This is a genomic window from Phytobacter sp. (genome assembly GCF_059074235.1).
Genome location: NZ_JCACPZ010000004.1, coordinates 1 through 16,061 on the forward strand (window position 1 = coordinate 1; position 16,061 = coordinate 16,061).

Genomic DNA, 16,061 nt, shown 5'->3' on the forward strand with positions numbered 1-16,061 from the left:
GAGGTTAACCTTGATGGCTTCACCCTCACCTGCTGCACGCAGTGATTCGGGGATAAATTTACCGGGATTTTGCTCCAGCTTTTCCAGCCAGATACCTTCACGGTTAATTTTGCCTTTGATATTGCGGTCTGCTGAACAGGATACCCCCATGCCGACCGGGCAGGATGCACCGTGGCGCGGTAAGCGCACTACACGTATATCGTGAGCGAAATATTTGCCACCGAATTGTGCCCCGAGCCCCAACTGCTGGGCTTCAAGTAGCAGTTCATTTTCAAGCTGTACGTCGCGGAAGGCCTGACCGTGTTCATTCCCCTCTGTCGGTAAACCGTCGTAGTACTTAGTTGAAGCAAGCTTCACGGTTTTTAGGGTCGCTTCAGCGCTGGTACCACCAATCACAAAGGCAATGTGGTATGGCGGACAAGCCGCGGTACCGAGGGTGCGCATCTTATCCACCAGGTAACTTTTCAGTTTACCGGGGCTCAGCAGCGCCTTGGTCTCCTGATAGAGATAGGTTTTATTTGCCGATCCGCCGCCTTTGGCAATGCAGAGGAATTTGTACTCATCGCCGTCCACGCTGTACAGGTCGATCTGCGCCGGCAGGTTGGTACCGGTATTGACCTCTTTGTACATATCCAGCGCCGCGTTTTGCGAATAGCGCAGGTTATCTTCGATATAGGTATTGTAAACACCCTGCGAGAGCGCAGCTTCATCGCCCCCGCCCGTCCAGACGCGTTGCCCTTTCTTACCCATAATGATCGCCGTGCCAGTGTCCTGGCAGGTGGGCAGAATACCTTTTGCGGCTATCTCAGAGTTTCGCAGAAACTGCAGGGCGACATATTTGTCGTTTTCGCTGGCATCCGGGTCACTCAGGATATCGGCGACCTGCTGCTGATGGGCGGGTCGCAGGAGAAATGAGGCATCATGGAAGGCATGCTGGGTCAGTAATGTCAGCGCTTTCGGGTCAACTTTGAGGATCTCCTGACCATCAAACTCTGCCACGGAAACATAATCACTACTGAGTAAATAATATTCGGTATCGTCCTTTTTCAGCGGAAAAGGATCTTGATAAGTAAAGGCTTTAGTCGACATTGTTCTCTCACTTACTGCACGATCTGGTTATTATTCGGCAGGACATCCATCTGCCACAAAAAAGCGAGTCCGCATATCCTACACAATTATTTAACAAAAACTGAGACTAGTACGACTTTTTACATGCGTTGATTACTTCAAGCGGGTTTATTGCTTTAATACCCGCACTTACGTTGAACATGATTAAGGGCGGGATAATGCAAAAACTCATCAACTCAGTGCAAAACTATGCCTGGGGAAGTAAAACTGCGTTAACGGAACTCTACGGTATCCATAACCCTGACAATCTGCCGATGGCGGAATTGTGGATGGGCGCACACCCGAAGAGCAGCTCAAAGGTGCAGGATGCCGCAGGCCAGCCGCAGTCACTGCGCCAGGTGATTGAAAAGGACAAAACCGCCCTGCTGGGTGCGGCGGTCGCCGGGCGTTTTGGCGAGCTACCGTTCCTGTTTAAAGTCCTCTGTGCCGACCAGCCACTCTCCATTCAGGTCCACCCGAACAAACAAAACTCCGAGATTGGCTTTGCAAAAGAGAATGAGGCGGGAATCCCTCTGGACGCCGCCGAGCGCAATTACAAAGACCCGAACCATAAGCCTGAGCTGGTCTTCGCCCTCACCCCCTTCCTCGCGATGAACGCTTTCCGCCCCTTTACTGAAATTGTTTCCCTGCTGCAACCAGTGGCCGGTGCACATACGTCCATCGCCCATTTTCTGCAGGAACCGGGGGCGGAACGACTGAGCCAGTTGTTTGCCGCCCTGCTCAATATGCAGGGTGATGAGAAATCCCGTGCCCTTGCCGTTCTGAAGGCCGCCCTGAACAACCAGCAGGGTGAACCCTGGGAAACCATCCGCGTCATCTCTGAGTTCTACCCGGATGACAGCGGCCTGTTCTCACCTCTGTTACTGAACGTGGTGAAACTCAACCCGGGCGAGGCCATGTTCCTGTTTGCCGAAACCCCACATGCGTACCTGAAAGGCGTGGCACTGGAGGTAATGGCCAACTCCGATAACGTGCTGCGCGCCGGTCTGACGCCTAAATACATTGATATCCCGGAACTGGTAGCTAACGTGAAATTCACGCCCAAACCTGCGGATGAATTACTGACTCAGCCAGTTAAAAACGGCACAACGCTGGACTTCCCCATTCCGGTCGAGGATTTTGCTTTTTCCCTGCATGATCTCAGCACCCACCCGGCGGAACTGGCGCAGCAAAGCGCAGCCATTATTTTCTGCGTAGAGGGTGAAGCCGTACTGAGCAAAGGCGAAACCCGCCTGGTGCTCAAGCCTGGCGAATCCGCTTTTGTCAGCGCCAATGAATCACCGATAACCGTAAGTGGTGTGGGTCGTGTGGCACGGGTCTATAATAAGCTGAACTAAGTTACTGAACTTTTTAACAAGGGTTGCTAAGATTTATTCAGCCTTTTCGTCTATCCAGGCGGGTTGTCCCGCCTGGTTTTATTTTTAGGGATAAATCGAATGAAAAAATCGCTGGTTGCTGCAGGCGTTGTGATTGCTTTGGGTGTGGTCTGGACCGGGGGCTCCTGGTATACAGGGAAACAACTTGAAGGCCGTCTCGCCGAGATGGTGACAGAAGCCAATAGCCAGATTGCCCGTGTTGCACCTGAAGCAAGTGTGGTGGTCTCCTCACAAAATTATCACCGTGGTCTGTTCTCCAGCCAGCTGGAACTGGTCATCAAACCGGTTGAAGGTAAAGATAATCCGTGGCTGAAACCAGGGCAAAGCATTGTTCTGCATGAAACGGTCGATCACGGCCCTTTCCCACTGGCGCAACTGAAGTCATTCAGTCTGATCCCGTCGATGGCCTCCGTGCATTCAACGCTGGTGAACAACGATGTCACGAAACCGCTGTTTGATATCGCTAAAGGTGAATCACCTTTTGTGGTTGAAACGCGCATTGGCTACGGCGGCGATTCTCGCAGCGACATTTCATTGCGCCCATTGAACTCTGAAAAAGAGGGTGAGAAAGTGGCCTTCAGTGGCGGTGAGTTCCGTCTCAGCGCTGACAAAGATGGCAATGTGGTGACCTTAAGCGGCCAGGCACAGAGCGCACTGGTTGATGCCGTCAATGAATACAACCAGCATGTTCAGCTCTCTTTCAACAACCTGAAAACAGAAGGGACCACCGAACTTTCCAGCTTTAATGAGCGCGTGGGCAACCAAAAACTGATGCTGGATAAACTGGCGATCGCGGTTGAGAACAAAGAGATGGCCGTGCTGGAAGGCATGAACCTGAATGCAAAATCCGAGGTCTCGACCGACAAGAAAAATATCGACAGCCAGATTGATTACGCGATTGGTAGCCTGAAAGTTCAGGGCCAGGACATGGGCAGCGGTAAACTGACCCTGAAAGTGGGCCAGATTGATGGCGAGTCCTGGCATCAATTTAGCCAACAGTATAACGCCCAGTCTCAGGCGCTGATGGCGCAGCCAGACGTGATGAAAGACCCGGTGCTCTACCAGCAAAAAGCAGCAGAAGCGTTCTTTAATGCCGTACCGTTGCTGCTGAAAGGCGAACCGGTCATTACAGTTGCACCGTTGAGCTGGAAAAACGCCAAAGGTGAGAGCGCTTTCAACTTGTCGTTGTTCCTCAAGGATCCAACTAAAACCACAACCCCTGCGCAAACTCTGGCACAGGAAGTGGATCGCAATGTGAAATCCCTGGACAGCAAACTGACTATCCCAATGGATATGGCCGTTGAGCTGATGACACAGGTGGCGAAGCTTGAAGGTTACCAGCAAGCCGAAGCCGAAAAACTGGCAAACCAGCAGGTTAAAGGTTTAGCGGCAATGGGCCAGATGTTCCGCATTACAACCATGGAAAACAACACCATTGGCACCAGCCTGCAGTACGCCAACGGGCAGGTTACGCTGAACGGCGAGAAGATGCCGCTGGAAGAGTTTGTCGGTATGTTTGGTTTGCCTTCACTGGGCGCGCCAGGTGCGGATGAACCGGAAGAGCCTGCCGACCCGGCAGAGCCTGCGCCACCAGCTGTACCGCAACAGTAATCATGAAAGCATAAGCCCCTCTTCGGAGGGGTTTTTTATGCGTTTACCACAAGGCCGGGAGACAGCACCAGATGATGCAATGTACGTTCCGGCTCTTCGACGCGTTGTAAAATCCGCTCAGCCAGCAGATATCCCATCTCTTTGCCTGAGAATGTCGCCCAGGTCACCGGAATATCATATTGCCCTTGTTCCCATGCATCGGCGAAAGCCGCCAGAGATACCTGCTGTTCAAAATAACGATCCAGACCTGATCCCGCTTGTCGTCCCGCGCGCGTTAGACCAAACCAGGCCCCCACCGCCGTCGGCCCGTTGAAACACACAATGGCATCAATAGTCGGATTATGGCTAAGCAACAGCTGGACGGCCTCTGCTGCCTGTTTCTGGCTGGCATCACACTCCACCACCCAGTCGCTATGAAACGGCAGGCCGTATTTCAGTAACGAGGCGCAGTATCCGCCCACACGCTCCGCTCTGATCAGTGATGAGCTCTCTCCACCCAGCCAGGCAATACGCTGATGTCCTTGCTGAATAAGATGTTCGGTCACCCGTTGAGCCGCCAGGGTGTTATCGGGGCGAACGGTGTCATTGTCATCGGGGGAATTCGCGCGTGAGGCAAAAATCAACGGAACGCCCGCTTCCTGAGCCCGGGCACGTAACGCCGCCCCCTGCTCTCCGGGTACACCCGCGACGATCACGCCATCCACACCCTGTGCGAGCAAGGTGTTCAGACGAGCCAGCATGTGCTCGCCGTTACGACCACCATGGAGAAGAAAGACCATTCGGCCTTCGCTTTCCAGCGCTTCGCTGAGCCCGGAGGTAGCCTCGGCATAAAAAGTTTGCGCAAGATCGCAGACAATCAGCCCCACGACCCCTGTCTGCCCACCGCGCAGCGCGGATGCCTGGCGATTGCGTACAAATCCCAATTCTTCAATTGCTTCATGCACGCGCTGCCCGGTCTGGGCGGAAATGCGTCCTTTGCCACTGAGTACCAGCGATACCGTCGTAACGGACACACCGGCGGCCAGCGCCACATCGTTGATGGTGATCTTTTTTGCTATCGACATAGAGAGGGATTAATACCAGATAAAACGATTTATCAATGGTGATAGTTATAAACCATAGGAAGGTTAAATTATGTGATTTATTTCGCACTAAAATTAGGTAAAACGTTTTATCTTTCTGCTGCATTCACCCTCACCATAAAAATCAGGAGCACGCATGTCCGGTAAGAAAAGGCAAAAAATTTCGCTTTGGGAGTTTTTTCAGCAGTTAGGAAAAACATTTATGTTGCCGGTCGCACTGCTCTCTTTCTGCGGGATCATGCTGGGTATCGGCAGCTCATTGAGCAGCCAGAGTGTGATTACGCTGATTCCGGCACTGGGTAATCCTGTTCTTCAGGCCATTTTTATCTGGATGGGCAAAGTCGGATCTTTTGCCTTTAGCTTCCTGCCAGTGATGTTCTGTATAGCTATTCCTTTAGGCCTCGCGAGAGAGAATAAAGGCGTTGCAGCCTTCGCTGGGTTTGTAGGCTATGCCGTAATGAACCTGGCCGTTAACTTCTGGCTGACCGCCAAAGGCATTCTGCCCACCACCGATGCCGCTATCCTGAAAGCGAATAACATCCAGAATGTCCTCGGGATCCAGTCCATTGACACCGGGATTTTGGGTGCCGTCATCGCCGGGATTATTATCTGGAATCTGCACGAGCGTTTTAACACTATCCGCCTGCCCGATGCGCTGGCATTTTTTGGCGGCACCCGCTTCGTACCGATTATTACCAGTGTGGTGATGGGGCTGGTGGGGTTAATTATCCCGTTGGTGTGGCCGTATTTCGCTATGGGGATCACCGGGCTGGGTCAGATGATCAATGGCGCAGGGAATTATGGTCCGATGATTTTTGGTACCGGCGAGCGTTTGCTACTGCCCTTCGGTCTGCAGCACATTCTGGTCGCGATTATTCGTTTCACGGAAGCAGGCGGGACGATGGACGTCTGCGGGCATAGTGTGAGTGGTGCGCTAACCATTTTTCAGGCGCAGCTTAGCTGTCCGACCACGCAGAGCTTCTCTGAGAGCGCGACCCGCTTCTTGTCTCAGGGAAAAATGCCGGCCTTCCTCGGGGGTTTACCGGGTGCTGCGCTGGCGATGTACCATTGCGCCAAACCGGAAAACCGTCACAAAATTAAAGGGCTGCTGATCTCCGGCGTGATTGCCTGCGTGGTCGGCGGAACCACTGAACCGCTGGAATTCCTGTTCCTCTTTGTTGCTCCGGTCCTGTACGGCATTCATGCGCTATTGACCGGTCTGGGCTTCACCGTGATGGCCGTTCTGGGTGTGACCATTGGTAACACTGACGGCAACGTCATTGATTTTGTGGTCTTCGGTATCCTGCATGGTCTGGCAACTAAGTGGTATCTGGTGCCTGTCGTCGCAGCTATCTGGTTTGTGACCTACTATGCGATCTTCCGTTTTGCCATCCTGCGTTTCAATATCAAAACGCCAGGGCGCGAGACTGAAAGCACCAGCAACATTGATAAAGCCATCAAAGGCGCAACCGGTAAATCGGGTTACAACGTGCCGGCCATTCTTGCCGCACTCGGCGGTAGCGAGAATATCACCAGCCTGGATAACTGCATTACCCGTTTACGTCTGTCGGTTAAAGATATGTCTCTGGTAGACAATGAAGCACTGAAAGCCAACCGGGCAATCGGGATTATCCAGATTAACCAGCATAACCTGCAGGTGGTGATCGGGCCTCAGGTCCAGTCCGTCAAAGATGAGATGACCGAGTTAATGAACTCCGTACACGCTTAGTCCTGCCGCCCTCACGTTGGTGGGGGCGTTTGTCAGAAGGAAAGAGGAATGTTTGATTTTTCACAGACGGTCGATCGTCATGGAACCTGGTGCACACAATGGGATTATGTGGCCGATCGTTTTGGTGAGGCGGATCTGCTCCCTTTCACCATATCCGACATGGACTTTGCCACCGCGCCTTGCGTACTTTCTGCGATGCAGACGCGACTTCAACATGGTGTGCTTGGCTACAGCCGCTGGCAAAATGAAGAATTCGGTGGCGCAGTTAGCCACTGGTTTGCCAGCCGCTTTAACACGCAAACTGACTTCGGCACATTGGTTTATGGCCCTTCAGTTATCTACATGGTCGCTGAGATGATCCGCCAGTGGTCACAACCCGGCGATGGGGTGGTGGTGCATACTCCGGCCTATGATGCGTTTTATAAGACGATTGCCGAAAATCAGCGCCAGCTTGTATCAGTCGCACTGCAACAGACAGAAACGGGCTGGCGGTGCGATATGGCCGAACTCGAGTCAGCACTGGCACGACCGGAGAATAAGATCCTGCTGCTGTGCAGCCCGCACAACCCCACGGGTAAAGTCTGGACGCACGACGAACTCAGCGAGATGGCGGCATTATGCGAACGCTATGGCGTGAAGGTGATCAGCGACGAAATTCATATGGATATGGTATGGAGCTCGCATCCGCATATTCCCTGGCAGCAGGTGGCTCTTAGTCCGTGGGCGCTGTTTACCTCGGCGTCCAAGAGTTTCAATATTCCGGCACTGACAGGTGCCTACGGTTTTATTGCTGATGAGCCTTCCCGAAGCGGTTATCTTTCTGCCCTGAAAAACAGAGACGGTCTCTCCTCACCTGCTGTCCTTGCTTTAGTCGCACACATTGCCGCCTACCAGGACGGTGCCCCCTGGCTAGACGCGCTTCGAGGCTACTTGCGTGAGAATCTGCGCTTTATTGCCGATGAACTCAATCGCGCCTTTCCACGGCTGGCCTGGCAAGTGCCTGAATCCACCTATCTTGCCTGGATCGATCTCTCTGCGCTGGGCATTGATGACAAAGCTCTTCAGCAGAAACTGATTCACCGGCAAAAGGTCGCCATAATGCCCGGTTCAACATACGGTGCCGATTTTCAGCACTTCATCCGTCTGAATGCTGGCTGCCCACGCGCAAAACTCGAACAAGGCGTAGCACGACTGATTGCCGGAATAAACGCCATTCGCTAAGCAATCATGTTGCGCAAACAACATTATTTTTGCGCAACATGCAACATGGCTTTTTATACTGGTTTCTTTTTATAATGGACAGCACTTTACCTAAAACAAGAGTGCGACCATGATTGATAACAACCTGCCTTTAACCGATATTCATCGCCACCTGGACGGCAACATTCGGGCACAAACCATCCTCGATCTTGGCCGTGAGTTCAATCTCACCCTTCCTGCAAACACGCTCGAAACCTTATTGCCGCACGTTCAGGTCTCCGCTAATGAGCCGGATTTGGTGAGCTTCCTGTCTAAACTGAACTGGGGTGTAAAGGTGCTGGCTTCTCTTGACGCCTGTCGCCGGGTCGCTTTTGAAAACATGGAAGACGCTGCACGTAACGGCCTGCATTACGTTGAGCTGCGATTCTCTCCTGGCTACATGGCGATGACCCACAACCTGCCTGTCACGGGTGTGGTAGAAGCCGTTATTGCCGGCGTACGCGAAGGCAGCAAAGCCTTTGGCGTGGAAGCGCGTCTGATTGGCATTATGAGCCGCACATTTGGCGAAGCGGCTTGTCAGCAGGAACTGGGAGCCCTCCTGGCTCATCGTGACGGCATCACGGCCCTTGATCTTGCAGGTGACGAACTGGGCTTCCCGGGCAGTCTGTTCCTGCCACACTTTAACCGTGCCCGTGATGCAGGCTGGCACATTACCGTTCATGCGGGTGAAGCAGCGGGCCCGGAGAGTATCTGGCAGGCCATTCGTGAGCTGGGCGCAGAACGTATCGGGCATGGGGTGAAAGCCATTGACGATCCGGCACTGGTGGCGTTTCTCGCCGAACAGCGTATTGGCATTGAATCTTGCCTGACATCCAATATTCAGACCAGTACCGTGGCGTCACTGTCGCGCCATCCGCTGAAAGCGTTCCTGGAACAAGGCGTGCTTGCATCCATTAATACAGATGATCCGGCAGTTCAGGGCGTGGATATTGGCCACGAATACACTATTGCGGCCCCGGCTGCGGGCTTGAGCCCTGAACAGATTCGCCAGGCGCAAATCAACGGTCTGGAGATTGCATTTTTGAGCGCAAGTGAGAAACAGGCACTTAAGGCAAAAGTCTTGCGCGGATAAATGTGGTTAACACAATCAAAGAGACGCCGCTCGAATGAGCGGCGTTTTTATCAGGTCAGACTCAGCGTCGCACGGTGCTTCGCGGATTCGATACCCAGTTCAATTAATTCCATTATTTTAATCGCCTGGCTCGCCGGGACAGGGTTCTCACCCACGCCATTAAGCGCATCGCGGATACCCGCATAGTAAGCTGGATAGTTGCCCGGCACTGTCAGCCAGGTCTCTTCTACGCGCTCTTCGCCTTCAACGCGGGTCAGCACACCATCGCGCATATCGTATCCCCAGTCTTCCTGAGGCAGCCTGGCACCGCTTTTCAGTCGTTCTTCTTGCGGATCGAGACCAAATTTCACGAAACTCCCTCTCGTACCGTGGACGATATAGCGTGCGGATTCCGCCGCCGCCAGCATTGTGCCATGCAACACGACCCGACGCTGCGGATAAGAGAGCACGGCGTGGAAGTAGTCCGTCGCCTGCGCCCCGGGGCGCAATTGTGCTAAATCAACAGTCAGGGATACCGGCAAACCAAAAAGGTCAACGGCCTGGTCGAGCAAATGCGGAGCCAGATCGTACCAGATACCGCTGCCAGGGCCGGCCTGTTCGCGCCAGCGATTGCGGATCTCAGGACGATAGCGGTCAAAGTGCGACTCAAAATAGGTGACTTCGCCTAACGCGCCGTCTGCAAAAATACCTTTGAGGGTAAGGAAATCGCTGTCCCAACGGCGATTATGGAAAACCGACAATACGCGCCCGAGGCTTTTTGCAAGTGCATCCAGCTCTCTCGCCTGTGAAAGCGTAACGGTGAAAGGTTTATCGACCACCACATGCTTGCCGGCCTCCAGCGCAGCTTTCGCCAGTGGGAAATGGGTATCATTCGGCGTTGGGATAACAATCAGATCAATTTTGGGATCGTTAAATAAGTGCTTCGGCTCAGAGACAACCGGCACACCCGGCCAGTCCGCCTTCACTTTTGACGCATCACTACTGGAAATGGCTGCCAATTCCATTCCTGCCGTGCCCGCAATAAGCGGCGCATGGAAGGTTTTGCTGGCATAACCATAGCCTATTAATCCAACACGGATATTGTCACTCATATAGCAGCCTCTTATCAGTGGAAAATCTATTTCACACCATCCATCATTCCGTCACAACGTCTGTTTAGCCTGTAAACATAACCGGACGTCCAGGAATATTCTCATGCACTAACCTTCAGTTATGAAAATTGCTGAAAAACAGATGCAGTATCTTGTCGTTATGCTTTCTCATGGGTAACATCCCACGGTTAATAAGGAAGTAGTACCAGGGAGTTGTGAACGTATGGTCTCGATTTTCAATCGTATTATCGAATTAATGGGCTGGGTTGTGCTGGGGGTTTCGACCGTTCTTTTAGTCTTCGCCAGTCATATTGATAATTACCAGCCACCAGAGCAGAGTATCATCACGCAGAAAAAATAAAGCGCGACGGTAACGCCTGCCCATTTAAATATAGCAACCCGTTGCGTATTGCCAGGCGTTACGAAGAGCGCTAATCTTCATCACCAGATGCCGTTCTGGTGTCCGATGTTACCTTTAAAGAAAATTCTTAATTAATGGCGGCAGTGCACACAGTGACAAGGGTGCCCTGATAAACCCGTTTATTATTCGACCGAAATACCCGCGAATGTTTTATTGTCTTTCTATTATATGGATAACGCTTAACATGACCGTTCAGGACTATTTATTAAAATTTCGCAAAATCAGTTCACTTGAAAGTCTGGAAAAACTGTTCGATCACCTCAACTACACTCTGACAGACAACGAAGAAATCATTAACATGTATCGCGCCGCCGATCACCGTCGTGCCGAACTGGTGTCGGGCGGCCGTCTTTTCGATATTGGCTGCGTACCCAAGTCCGTCTGGCATTACGTTCAATAGCATCAGTAGCATTCGATACATAATGCTTTATACTCCTGGCCGGAAAACCGTTTTGGGCTACGAGGAAAAAGTATGACAACGATACACGCAGAGAGAATTGGAGGCTGGCTACTTGCCCCTCTGGCCTGGTTGCTGGTTTCGTTACTCGGCCAATCAATCAGTTTAGTGTTTGCCATCCGGTTGCAATTCCCGCAATTTGTGGCGGCTATTGGCGCAGTCCCAGTGGCAAATTTGTTGATTTGGTTTATTTCATTCGCCTTTGCGTCCGCAGTCTGGTGTTACACGCTGTGGCTGGTGGTGGCTTTTTTCAAACGCCGCCGCAGCGTCTTAAAACAGATGATTATCTGGCTGCTTATCACGCTACTCCTGGCACTGAAGTCTTTTGCTTTCTTGCCAGTCTCCGACGCGATAGCGGTTCGCGATCTACTTTTTGCACTGGCTGCCACAGCGCTGATCGTGCCCTATTTTAAACGTTCTGAGCGCGTAAAACAGACGTTTGTGAACCCGTAATAACCTTACAGTTATTCAGTTGTCGCCTGCTGTCGTTTGACGGATAATAGGCGGCTTTTTTTATTTCAGGCCATCTAATGACAGACTATCTGCTGCTCTTTATCGGAACCGTTCTGGTCAACAATTTCGTGCTCGTGAAGTTTCTTGGCTTATGCCCGTTTATGGGGGTGTCCAAAAAGCTGGAAGCCGCTATGGGTATGGGGCTGGCAACCACCTTCGTGATCACGCTGGCCTCAATTTGTGCCTGGATAATCGACACTTGGTTGCTTATCCCGCTGGATTTGGTTTATCTGCGCACCCTGGCCTTTATTCTGGTTATTGCCGTTGTGGTGCAGTTCACCGAAATGGTGGTACGTAAAACCAGCCCGGCGCTTTATCGCCTGCTGGGTATTTTCCTGCCACTGATCACCACCAACTGTGCGGTGCTCGGTGTGCCACTGCTCAATATCAATCTTGGGCATAATTTCCTGCAATCCGCGCTGTACGGTTTTTCCGCCTCCGTTGGATTCTCATTAGTCATGGTGCTGTTTGCCGCCATTCGTGAACGCCTTGTCGTCGCCGATGTGCCCGCACCGTTTCGCGGTAACGCTATTGCGCTGATTACCGCCGGTCTGATGTCTCTGGCCTTTATGGGCTTTAGTGGTCTGGTGAAGTTGTAATGAATGCAATCTGGATTGCCATTGTTGCCCTGAGCGTACTTGGGCTGCTGTTTGGCGTCATTCTTGGCTATGCGTCACGCCGTTTCGCCGTTGCGGACGATCCGGTTGTCGAAAAAATTGACGATTTACTTCCGCAAAGTCAGTGTGGCCAGTGTGGCTACCCTGGCTGTCGTCCCTATGCTGAAGCCGTTGGCCTTCAGGGGGAGAAAATTAACCGCTGTGCACCTGGTGGCGAAGCGGTAATGCTAAAAATCGCCGAAATGTTGAATGTGGAGCCACAACCCATCGATGGTGACGAGGTCGCACTGGAACCCGTGCGTATGCTCGCCATTATTGATGAAGCAAACTGTATTGGCTGCACAAAATGTATTCAGGCCTGTCCGGTCGATGCCATTGTTGGCGCGACGCGCGCCATGCATACGGTCATGAGCGACCTGTGTACAGGCTGTAATCTCTGTGTGGATCCGTGCCCGACGAAATGTATTGAATTGCGTCCGGTTGAAACGACCACGGCCAGCTGGAAATGGGACCTGCACACGATTCCGGTGCGTATTATTCCCGTGGAACAACATGCTTAAGTTATTCTCCGCTTTTCGTAAAGACAAACTGTGGGATTTTCACGGTGGAATTCATCCGCCTGAGATGAAAACGCAGTCGAATCATACGCCTCTTCGTCAGTTACCCCTGGCGACGCGTTTTGTTATTCCCCTGAAACAGCACATCGGTGCTGAAGGCGAGTTGTGCGTCAGCGTGGGCGATCGTGTCCTGCGCGGTCAGCAATTGACACGCGGTCGCGGGCGTATGTTGCCCGTTCACGCGCCAACTTCAGGCATCATTGCGGCGATGGCCCCCCACTCCACCGCACACCCTTCTGCCCTGCCGGAGCTGAGCGTTATCATTGATGCCGACGGGGAAGACCGTTGGATTGAACGTGATGGCTGGAGCGATTATCGCACCCGTGAGCGTGCGGCGCTGATTGAACGAATCCATCAGTTTGGCGTCGCCGGATTAGGCGGCGCAGGCTTCCCGACCGGTGCGAAGCTTAAAGGTGGCGGCGATCTCATTGAGACATTGATCATCAATGCCGCAGAGTGTGAACCTTACATCACCGCAGACGATCGCCTGATGCAGGATTGCGCAGCACAAATCATTGAAGGTGTGCGCATCCTGATGCACATCCTGCAACCGCGCCAGGTATTGATTGGCATTGAGGATAATAAACCTCAGGCAATCTCTATGCTGCGTGCGGTGCTGGCAAACTCACATGACATTCAGTTGCGCGTTATCCCGACCAAATATCCGTCCGGTGGAGCAAAACAGCTCACGCAGATCCTGACCGGCAAACAGGTTCCGCACGGTGGTCGCTCGTCAGATATTGGCGTTCTGATGCAAAACGTCGGTACGGCTTATGCAATAAAACGCGCCATTATTGATGGTGAGCCACTCACCGAGCGCGTAGTGACGCTGACCGGTGAAAGCGTCAGCCAGCCCGGCAACGTCTGGGCGCGACTGGGAACGCCGGTGCGTCATTTGCTGGACAATGCCGGTTTTTGCTCATCAGCAGAACAGCTGGTCATCATGGGTGGTCCGCTGATGGGCTTCACGCTGCCGTGGCTTGATGTCCCGGTGGTCAAAATCACCAACTGCCTGCTCGCCCCTTCCGCCGGTGAAATGGGTGAGCAGTCAGAAGAGCAAGGCTGCATTCGTTGCAGCGCCTGTGCCGATGCCTGTCCGGCGGACCTGCTTCCGCAGCAGCTTTACTGGTTCAGTAAGGGACAACAGCACGACAAAGCCACCGCGCACAATCTGGCAGATTGTATCGAATGTGGTGCCTGTGCCTGGGTCTGCCCGAGCAGTATTCCGCTGGTCCAGTATTTCCGCCAGGAGAAGGCGGAAATCTATGCCATTGTGGAGGAAGAGAAACGTAACGCCGAAGCGAAAGCCCGCTTTGAAGCACGCCAGGCTCGCCTTGAGCGAGAAAAAACCGCCCGTGCTGAACGCCATAAACAGGCCGCAGTGCAACCCGCCGCCAAAGATCAGAAGGCAATTGATGCTGCTCTGGCCCGGGTGCGAGAAAAACACGCAACGGCAGCACAAACACTCGTCGTCCAGGCGGGCAGTACGCCGGACAACAGTGATGTGATTGCCGCACGTGAAGCACGTAAGGCCCAGGCGCGAGCCCGTCAGGCTGAAAAAGCACTGCAGGCGGAACAGGTTGTTGAGACTGATACTGTTGCCACTGAGCCAGTTGATCCGCGCAAAGCTGCGGTCGAAGCCGCCATTGCCCGTGCGAAAGCCAGAAAACAGCAGCAATCCGGCGAAACGCAAACCCCGTCACCGGTCGTTGAACCGGTGGCTGTAGAACCGGTTGATCCGCGCAAGGCCGCCGTTGAAGCCGCCATTGCCCGTGCGAAAGCCAGAAAATTGCAGCAGCAGGGCGTAACCGAAGCCCCGGCACCGGTCGCTGAGCCAGTAGCTGCAGAACCGGTTGATCCGCGCAAAGCCGCGGTTGAAGCGGCCATCGCCCGTGCGAAAGCCAGAAAATTACAACAGCAGTCCGCCCCGGCAGAGGCTGCTAATGACGATCCCCGAAAAGCGGCAGTAGCGGCAGCTATCGCTCGGGTTCAGGCAAAAAAAGCCGCACAGCAAGCTGTTAACGAGGATTAAATGGTTTTCAGAATCGCAAGCTCCCCTTATACCCATAACCAGCGTCAGACATCGCGCATCATGATGCTGGTTGTGCTCGCGACCCTACCGGGTATCGCGGCTCAACTGTGGTTTTTCGGCTGGGGAACGCTGGTCCAAATCATCATCGCTATCGCCACCGCACTCGCTGCTGAAGCGCTGGTACTGCACCTGCGTAAGCAAAATGTGAAGGCAATCCTTGCAGACAATGCCGCCCTGCTGACCGGGTTATTGTTGGCTATCAGTATTCCGCCGTTCGCCCCCTGGTGGATGGTCGTTTTAGGCACCGTCTTTGCCGTGATTATCGCTAAGCAGCTTTACGGCGGTTTAGGACATAATCCTTTTAACCCGGCAATGATTGGCTATGTGGTGCTGCTGATCTCCTTCCCTGTCCAGATGACAAGCTGGCTGCCGCCGTTTGAAATTGCCAAAACGGTGCCGGGCCTGATGGATGCCGTGCAGATCATTTTCACCGGGCATGCGGCAACGGGCCATACGATGGACAGCCTGCGTATGGGTATTGATGGCATCAGCCAGGCCACACCGCTGGATACCTTCAAAACCTCTCTGCACGCCGGTCATAGCGTCAGTGATATTCTTAACTACCCAATCTACAGCGGTGTTCTGGCCGGTGCGGGTTGGCAGTGGGTCAACGCAGGTTACCTGCTCGGCGGTGTATTCCTGTTGGCGAAAAAGACCATTCGTTGGCACATCCCGCTCAGCTTCCTGATCTCGCTGGCAGTTTGCTCGTCTCTCGGCTGGATTTTCTCACCAGAAAGCCTCGCCTCACCGCAACTGCACCTGCTCTCTGGTGCCACAATGCTGGGCGCCTTCTTTATTCTGACCGATCCGGTTACCGCTTCAACGACCAATAAAGGTCGCCTGATTTTCGGTGCACTGGCGGGATTGCTGGTCTGGCTTATCCGCAGTTTTGGCGGTTATCCGGATGGCGTGGCGTTCGCCGTATTACTGGCAAACATTACCGTGCCTTTGATTGATTACTTCACACGCCCACGTGTGTACGGCCATCGTTAAGG

The 16,061-nt window shown here is 53.2% G+C and carries 15 protein-coding genes; 12 read left to right on the top strand and 3 right to left on the bottom strand.

Features of this window, described 5'->3' with window-relative positions; genetic code table 11:
* Positions 1-1,089: fumarate hydratase (locus AC5JPW_RS03770; RefSeq protein WP_494238333.1), on the bottom strand; the 1,089-nt coding region annotated here is incomplete at its 3' end.
* A 197-nt stretch (positions 1,090-1,286) separates the two neighbouring features.
* On the opposite strand from AC5JPW_RS03770, the gene manA reads away from it, so the two are divergent.
* Complete coding sequence (gene manA, locus AC5JPW_RS03775; protein ID WP_494238334.1) at positions 1,287-2,465, top strand: mannose-6-phosphate isomerase; 1,179 nt, start codon at positions 1,287-1,289, stop codon at positions 2,463-2,465.
* 99 nt (positions 2,466-2,564) lie between these two features.
* Positions 2,565-4,115 carry a YdgA family protein gene (locus AC5JPW_RS03780; RefSeq protein WP_494238335.1) on the top strand — a complete coding sequence of 517 codons (1,551 nt, stop codon included), beginning with the start codon at positions 2,565-2,567 and terminating at the stop codon, positions 4,113-4,115.
* A 35-nt stretch (positions 4,116-4,150) separates the two neighbouring features.
* On the opposite strand, the gene malI is transcribed toward AC5JPW_RS03780, so the two are convergent.
* Positions 4,151-5,179 carry a Mal regulon transcriptional regulator MalI gene (malI, locus tag AC5JPW_RS03785; protein WP_494238336.1) on the bottom strand — a complete coding sequence of 343 codons (1,029 nt, stop codon included), beginning with the start codon at positions 5,177-5,179 and terminating at the stop codon, positions 4,151-4,153.
* Positions 5,180-5,333: 154 nt separating this feature from the next.
* Here malI and malX point away from each other — a divergent pair, with 154 nt between their 5' ends.
* The 3 genes from malX to add all read left to right on the top strand — a co-directional run bounded on the left by malX (position 5,334) and on the right by add (position 9,258).
* Entirely contained in the window at positions 5,334-6,926 is a 1,593-nt protein-coding gene (malX, locus tag AC5JPW_RS03790; RefSeq protein ID WP_494238337.1) for a maltose/glucose-specific PTS transporter subunit IIBC, read from the top strand.
* Positions 6,927-6,974: 48 nt separating this feature from the next.
* Complete coding sequence (locus AC5JPW_RS03795; protein ID WP_494238338.1) at positions 6,975-8,147, top strand: MalY/PatB family protein; 1,173 nt, start codon at positions 6,975-6,977, stop codon at positions 8,145-8,147.
* Positions 8,148-8,256: 109 nt separating this feature from the next.
* Complete coding sequence (add, locus tag AC5JPW_RS03800) at positions 8,257-9,258, top strand: adenosine deaminase (RefSeq protein WP_494238339.1); 1,002 nt, start codon at positions 8,257-8,259, stop codon at positions 9,256-9,258.
* Positions 9,259-9,308: 50 nt separating this feature from the next.
* Here the strand turns inward: add and AC5JPW_RS03805 are convergent, their stop codons facing one another.
* On the bottom strand, positions 9,309-10,349 hold the full coding sequence (locus tag AC5JPW_RS03805) for an oxidoreductase (protein WP_494238340.1): 1,041 nt from the start codon (positions 10,347-10,349) through the stop codon (positions 9,309-9,311).
* A gap of 223 nt (positions 10,350-10,572) precedes the next feature.
* Here AC5JPW_RS03805 and blr point away from each other — a divergent pair, with 223 nt between their 5' ends.
* The 7 genes from blr (at position 10,573) to rsxD (ending at position 16,059) form a co-directional block, all read left to right on the top strand.
* A complete protein-coding gene (blr, locus tag AC5JPW_RS03810) occupies positions 10,573-10,710 on the top strand; it encodes a division septum protein Blr (RefSeq protein ID WP_494238341.1) in 138 nt (45 codons plus the stop codon).
* 244 nt (positions 10,711-10,954) lie between these two features.
* Positions 10,955-11,170 carry a transcription modulator YdgT gene (gene ydgT / locus AC5JPW_RS03815; RefSeq protein WP_494238342.1) on the top strand — a complete coding sequence of 72 codons (216 nt, stop codon included), beginning with the start codon at positions 10,955-10,957 and terminating at the stop codon, positions 11,168-11,170.
* Positions 11,171-11,242: 72 nt separating this feature from the next.
* Positions 11,243-11,680, top strand: coding sequence for a DUF2569 family protein (locus tag AC5JPW_RS03820; RefSeq protein ID WP_494238343.1), 438 nt, complete (start codon positions 11,243-11,245; stop codon positions 11,678-11,680).
* Positions 11,681-11,757: 77 nt separating this feature from the next.
* Positions 11,758-12,339, top strand: coding sequence for an electron transport complex subunit RsxA (gene rsxA / locus AC5JPW_RS03825; RefSeq protein WP_494238344.1), 582 nt, complete (start codon positions 11,758-11,760; stop codon positions 12,337-12,339).
* A complete protein-coding gene (gene rsxB, locus AC5JPW_RS03830; protein WP_494238345.1) occupies positions 12,339-12,917 on the top strand; it encodes an electron transport complex subunit RsxB in 579 nt (192 codons plus the stop codon). Before rsxA ends, rsxB begins: the two co-directional genes overlap by 1 nt.
* Positions 12,910-15,006, top strand: a complete 2,097-nt coding sequence (rsxC, locus tag AC5JPW_RS03835; protein ID WP_494238346.1) for an electron transport complex subunit RsxC — start codon at positions 12,910-12,912, stop codon at positions 15,004-15,006. The genes rsxB and rsxC overlap by 8 nt, the downstream gene beginning before the upstream one ends.
* Positions 15,007-16,059, top strand: a complete 1,053-nt coding sequence (gene rsxD, locus AC5JPW_RS03840) for an electron transport complex subunit RsxD (protein ID WP_494238347.1) — start codon at positions 15,007-15,009, stop codon at positions 16,057-16,059.
* The last annotated feature ends 2 nt before the right edge of the window (positions 16,060-16,061 follow it).

Bases quoted from the DNA above. Each gene is read 5' to 3' on its own strand.
- add (WP_494238339.1), top strand. From the start codon at position 8,257: ATGATTGATAACAACCTGCCTTTAACCGATATTCATCGCCACCTGGAC.
- rsxD (WP_494238347.1), top strand. From the start codon at position 15,007: ATGGTTTTCAGAATCGCAAGCTCCCCTTATACCCATAACCAGCGTCAG.
- AC5JPW_RS03795 (WP_494238338.1), top strand. From the start codon at position 6,975: ATGTTTGATTTTTCACAGACGGTCGATCGTCATGGAACCTGGTGCACA.
- AC5JPW_RS03780 (WP_494238335.1), top strand. From the start codon at position 2,565: ATGAAAAAATCGCTGGTTGCTGCAGGCGTTGTGATTGCTTTGGGTGTG.
- rsxB (WP_494238345.1), top strand. From the start codon at position 12,339: ATGAATGCAATCTGGATTGCCATTGTTGCCCTGAGCGTACTTGGGCTG.
- AC5JPW_RS03820 (WP_494238343.1), top strand. From the start codon at position 11,243: ATGACAACGATACACGCAGAGAGAATTGGAGGCTGGCTACTTGCCCCT.
- blr (WP_494238341.1), top strand. From the start codon at position 10,573: ATGGTCTCGATTTTCAATCGTATTATCGAATTAATGGGCTGGGTTGTG.
- malI (WP_494238336.1), bottom strand. From the start codon at position 5,179: ATGTCGATAGCAAAAAAGATCACCATCAACGATGTGGCGCTGGCCGCC.
- rsxC (WP_494238346.1), top strand. From the start codon at position 12,910: ATGCTTAAGTTATTCTCCGCTTTTCGTAAAGACAAACTGTGGGATTTT.
- manA (WP_494238334.1), top strand. From the start codon at position 1,287: ATGCAAAAACTCATCAACTCAGTGCAAAACTATGCCTGGGGAAGTAAA.
- rsxA (WP_494238344.1), top strand. From the start codon at position 11,758: ATGACAGACTATCTGCTGCTCTTTATCGGAACCGTTCTGGTCAACAAT.
- AC5JPW_RS03805 (WP_494238340.1), bottom strand. From the start codon at position 10,349: ATGAGTGACAATATCCGTGTTGGATTAATAGGCTATGGTTATGCCAGC.
- malX (WP_494238337.1), top strand. From the start codon at position 5,334: ATGTCCGGTAAGAAAAGGCAAAAAATTTCGCTTTGGGAGTTTTTTCAG.
- ydgT (WP_494238342.1), top strand. From the start codon at position 10,955: ATGACCGTTCAGGACTATTTATTAAAATTTCGCAAAATCAGTTCACTT.